We start from the raw sequence: 3921 nt of genomic DNA, 5'->3' as shown, positions 1-3921 counted from the left end.
CTAAGGTCCATACTGGCCTACTGTAGGCATCGACCGCCACAACGAGGAGGAACAGTGAGCGCCAAGGGTTATACCAAGACCGATGAGGCGCTGAACCGCCTCACGGAACATCAGCGGCAGATCACGCAGGAGGACGGCACCGAGCCTGCCTACGACAACGAATACTGGGCGAACGACGAGCCCGGGATTTACGTCGACATCGTCTCCGGGCAGCCGCTCTTTTCCTCGAACGATAAGTACGACAGCGGCACAGGCTGGCCCAGCTTCACCAAGCCGATCGACGACGAAGCTCTGGAAACCAGAACTGATCACCAGCTGACCACGCCCCGAATCGAGGTGCGCTCGACCGGTGCGGACAGCCACCTCGGCCACGTCTTCCCCGACGGTCCGCACGATGCCGGCGGGCTTCGGTACTGCATGAATTCCGCAGCCCTGCGTTTCGTCCCGGCCTCATCCCTCGAGGAAGAGGGATACGGGCAGTACCGATCCCTGTTCGATGGGGATGCCGAATCGACAGGAGTTGTGGCATGAGCGACGGCGTTGACGACACCGGCAGGATCACCCGCAATCCCGACACCGAGACCGCCATCCTCGCCGGTGGCTGCTTCTGGGGCATGGAGGACCTGTTCCGCCACCAGCCGGGCGTAGTTGACACGCGGGTCGGCTACACGGGAGGCGAGAATGACCACGCCACGTACCGCAACCACCCCGGTCACGCCGAGGCGATTGAGATCGTCTTCGACCCGACCCAGACGACCTACCGCGACATCCTCGCCTACTTCTTCCAGGTCCACGACCCCACGACCCTCAACAGCCAGGGCAACGACTACGGCACCAGCTACCGCTCCGCGATCTTCCCCACCTCCATGCAACAGGAGCAGATCGCCCGCGAGACGATCGCCGACGTCGACGCATCCGGTCTGTGGCCGGGGAGGGCCGTCACCACCATCGAGCCCGCCGGCTCGTTCTGGGAAGCCGAGCCCGAACACCAGGATTACCTGATCACGTATCCCAACGGCTACACGTGCCACTTCGAACGCCCCGACTGGGTGCTGCCGAGCCGAACCGAGACGGACACACGAGCATAGCGACGTCGGACCTCAGGCAACCTCAGACGAACGCGCCGGAAACAGGACACACATGGACAGCAGTCAGGAGGGCATGGTCACGCTGCGAGGCACCGATCAGGTGCTCGGAGAACTGGACATGTCCGGGACCGCCGACTCGCTCGCCAAAGTCACGAACATCGCCAACAATGAGAGCGCATCGGTCTACGAACTCCGCATCGAGGACCGCACCGTCGCGGGACTTCTGTACGCCGAGACCGGCAATCGGGTGACTCTGCTCGCGACATCCGTGTTTCCTGAGTTCCGCGGAAAAGGGCTTGCCGGCAAGCTCCTCGGCGGCGTCCTCAACAAGCTTCGCGCCGAAGGCCGAACCGTGACCCTGACGTGTCCATTCGCCACCGCATTCGTCCACTCCCATCCCGAGTACGCAGATGTCGTCGATCCCACCTTCCCCGGCAACGCCCACTCACGCAGGCACGGGCGACGGCACTGAGCCGCACGAGAGGCAGCCATGACTCATCTCGAAGAACACTCGCTCCCGTACATGGACAAAGCCCTTCCCGATGCGTGGAAGGCAGCGACGACCTTCGCTAGCGCCATTTCCAAGGAGACCACTCAGCACGGGGCTGTCATCCGCGGAAGGCGAGATCATCAAGATCCGCGTCTCGCAGCTCAACGGATGCGTCTTCTGCCTAGACCTCCACTCCCGGCAAGCCCGGAAGCTGGGCGTGCCGCAGCAGAAGCTCGACCTGCTCCCGGCATGGCGGGAATCCACGCTCTTCAGCGACCGGGAAGCAGCGCTGCTCGCAGTCGCCGAGACAGCGACCACGCTCCCGCTGAGCGAAGACAGCAAAGCCGACCTCCTCGCCGCCCGAAACACCCTCGGCCAGGAAACTTTCATCAGCGCCGAATGGGTGGCCACCACCATCAACATCTTCAACAGGATCTCCATCCTCAGCGAGCACCCCGTGCGAGCGCGAGATGCTGAAGGGAAGCTCTCCTAGAGTCGAGAAGGACGCCCCGCAACGTCACGAAAGTCACAGCAGGCTTCCAGGATATCGGGACCAAAAGGTCCACTTCCGACGTTATCTCCAGTGACGCCGCAAGCCAGCGGCGGCAGAATCGGAGGAATCGTGCCCAGCAGTAACTACCCCAAGACGTCCGAGGCGCTCAGCCGTCTCACCCCGATGCAGTACCGCGTGACCCAGGAGGACGGCACCGAGCCGTCGTTCCGCAACGAGTACTGGAGCAACCACGAGCCAGGCATCTACGTCGACGTCGTCTCGGGCCAGCCCCTGTTCTCATCCACCGACAAGTACGAGAGCGGCACCGGATGGCCGAGCTTCACCCGACCGATCCAGTCGGACGCCGTCCACACCAAGACCGACCGGAAGCTCTGGATGGAGCGCACTGAGGTCCGATCCACAGGAGCCGACAGTCATCTCGGGCACGTCTTCGACGACGGCCCCGCCGACGCCGGGGGATTGCGCTACTGCATGAACTCGGCCGCACTCCGTTTCATCCCCGCAGCGGAGCTCGAGGCACAGGGATACGGCGAGTACCACTCCCTGTTCGACACCACCGACACCACCGAGGAGAACGCATCATGACCAGTGGCATCCACGACACCGGCCAGATCACCCGCACACCCGGCACAGAGACGGCGGTTCTCGCCGGCGGCTGCTTCTGGGGCATGGAGGACCTGGTCCGCCGCCAGCCAGGCGTGCTGCAGACACGAGTCGGCTACACCGGCGGTCGCAACAGCCACGCCACCTACCATCGTCATCCCGGTCACGCAGAGGCGCTGGAGGTGGTCTTCGACCCCGCCAGGACCACCTACCGTGATCTCCTGGCATTCTTCTTCCAGATCCACGATCCGACCACCGTCAACCGCCAGGGCAACGACATCGGCTCCAGCTACCGCTCAGCGATCTTCCCCGTCACCTTGGAGCAGGAGAAGACCGCCCGCGACACCATCGCAGACGTGGACGCCTCCGGCCTGTGGCCGGGCAGCGTCGCGACCACAATCGAGCCGGCAGGCCCGTTCTGGGAGGCAGAGCCTGAGCACCAGGACTACCTGGAGCGGTATCCGAACGGCTACACCTGTCACTTCCCCCGTGCAGGTTGGGTGCTTCCGCCTCGCGCGGCGCATGCGGCGATCTGATCAAAGGCGGAGGGTGTGCTCACCACGGTGAACACACCCTCCCGGTCGATAGGGAAGCGGCTAGTGAGCTCCGCCGTCGTCGGCCCAGACCTGCAGCTCGTTCATCACAAGCTCGTCGAGCATGGGCGTCTCGTACCGCCCTTCCGCGGCGTACGACCCATTCCGGAAGCTGAGCCCAGCAACAAGATGGTCTTCAACGATCCATCGAACTTCATAGCAGGCCCGGTAGCTCGGAGGCCAGAAAGAGCAGAAACGCCCCGTCGCGTCGAGGTACCATTCGCCGCGAGTGGACCGCCCATACTCGACATACACAGTGCCGCCGGCGGGGTCGAACGTCTGTGTCGCCCCGTCTGCGTATCGGAGAGGTCCTCTTGTCACCGCGTAGGCAATGTCTTCGGCGAGGACGACGTCACCATGCTTCATGATCGGCTTCCCCCAGCGTACGGAGCGTCGGCCCTCGCCTTCGTGCTAAACGCGGTCTCCATCAAACAACGGCCTCCTCGATGAGCTCGTAGATGTTCGCGCGCCGGAGGTCGGCGGCGTGAAAGACGAGACCGTCGCCGCGCTCGGGCGGTTCCACGGCGACATGCCGCACGCAAGTCGCGGCGAGATCTCGCTCTTGTCCCGTCATGACAACGAGCCCGATCACCGTGGTGTCGGACCCGACCGCGTTGGTCGCTGCCACGCTAA

The 3921-nt window shown here is 64.0% G+C and carries 7 protein-coding genes; 6 read left to right on the top strand and 1 reads right to left on the bottom strand.

The window, feature by feature from the left end:
* Positions 1–54: 54 nt before the first annotated feature.
* The 6 genes from msrB (ACT3T5_RS19450) to msrA (ACT3T5_RS19425) all read left to right on the top strand — a co-directional run bounded on the left by msrB (ACT3T5_RS19450) (position 55) and on the right by msrA (ACT3T5_RS19425) (position 3231).
* The gene (gene msrB / locus ACT3T5_RS19450) at positions 55–531 is read left to right on the top strand and encodes a peptide-methionine (R)-S-oxide reductase MsrB (protein ID WP_135010938.1); all 477 of its coding nucleotides are present in this window, start codon (positions 55–57) and stop codon (positions 529–531) included.
* The gene (gene msrA / locus ACT3T5_RS19445; protein WP_135010939.1) at positions 528–1088 is read left to right on the top strand and encodes a peptide-methionine (S)-S-oxide reductase MsrA; all 561 of its coding nucleotides are present in this window, start codon (positions 528–530) and stop codon (positions 1086–1088) included. The genes msrB (ACT3T5_RS19450) and msrA (ACT3T5_RS19445) overlap by 4 nt, the downstream gene beginning before the upstream one ends.
* A 52-nt stretch (positions 1089–1140) precedes the next feature.
* The gene (locus tag ACT3T5_RS19440; RefSeq protein ID WP_444595315.1) at positions 1141–1560 is read left to right on the top strand and encodes a GNAT family N-acetyltransferase; all 420 of its coding nucleotides are present in this window, start codon (positions 1141–1143) and stop codon (positions 1558–1560) included.
* Positions 1561–1630: 70 nt separating this feature from the next.
* Positions 1631–2071, top strand: coding sequence for a carboxymuconolactone decarboxylase family protein (locus tag ACT3T5_RS19435; protein WP_200829467.1), 441 nt, complete (start codon positions 1631–1633; stop codon positions 2069–2071).
* A 129-nt stretch (positions 2072–2200) separates the two neighbouring features.
* Positions 2201–2677, top strand: coding sequence for a peptide-methionine (R)-S-oxide reductase MsrB (gene msrB, locus ACT3T5_RS19430; protein WP_135010941.1), 477 nt, complete (start codon positions 2201–2203; stop codon positions 2675–2677).
* Positions 2674–3231 carry a peptide-methionine (S)-S-oxide reductase MsrA gene (msrA, locus tag ACT3T5_RS19425; protein WP_135010942.1) on the top strand — a complete coding sequence of 186 codons (558 nt, stop codon included), beginning with the start codon at positions 2674–2676 and terminating at the stop codon, positions 3229–3231. Before msrB (ACT3T5_RS19430) ends, msrA (ACT3T5_RS19425) begins: the two co-directional genes overlap by 4 nt.
* A gap of 484 nt (positions 3232–3715) precedes the next feature.
* On the opposite strand, the gene ACT3T5_RS19420 is transcribed toward msrA (ACT3T5_RS19425), so the two are convergent.
* Positions 3716–3921, bottom strand: a 206-nt coding sequence (locus ACT3T5_RS19420) for a hypothetical protein (protein WP_444595314.1), incomplete at its 5' end; no start/stop codon positions are given.

The sequence above is a fragment of the Brachybacterium sp. AOP3-A1-3 genome (assembly GCF_052378285.1).
Lineage (GTDB): Bacteria > Actinomycetota > Actinomycetes > Actinomycetales > Dermabacteraceae > Brachybacterium.
The sequence above is the reverse complement of the archived record's forward strand: the minus strand, read 5'-3'. Positions and strand labels throughout refer to the sequence as shown.

Coding starts and splice junctions, on each gene's coding strand:
- msrA (WP_135010939.1), top strand. CDS start 528: ATGAGCGACGGCGTTGACGACACCGGCAGGATCACCCGCAATCCCGAC.
- ACT3T5_RS19440 (WP_444595315.1), top strand. CDS start 1,141: ATGGACAGCAGTCAGGAGGGCATGGTCACGCTGCGAGGCACCGATCAG.
- ACT3T5_RS19435 (WP_200829467.1), top strand. CDS start 1,631: ATGCGTGGAAGGCAGCGACGACCTTCGCTAGCGCCATTTCCAAGGAGA.
- msrA (WP_135010942.1), top strand. CDS start 2,674: ATGACCAGTGGCATCCACGACACCGGCCAGATCACCCGCACACCCGGC.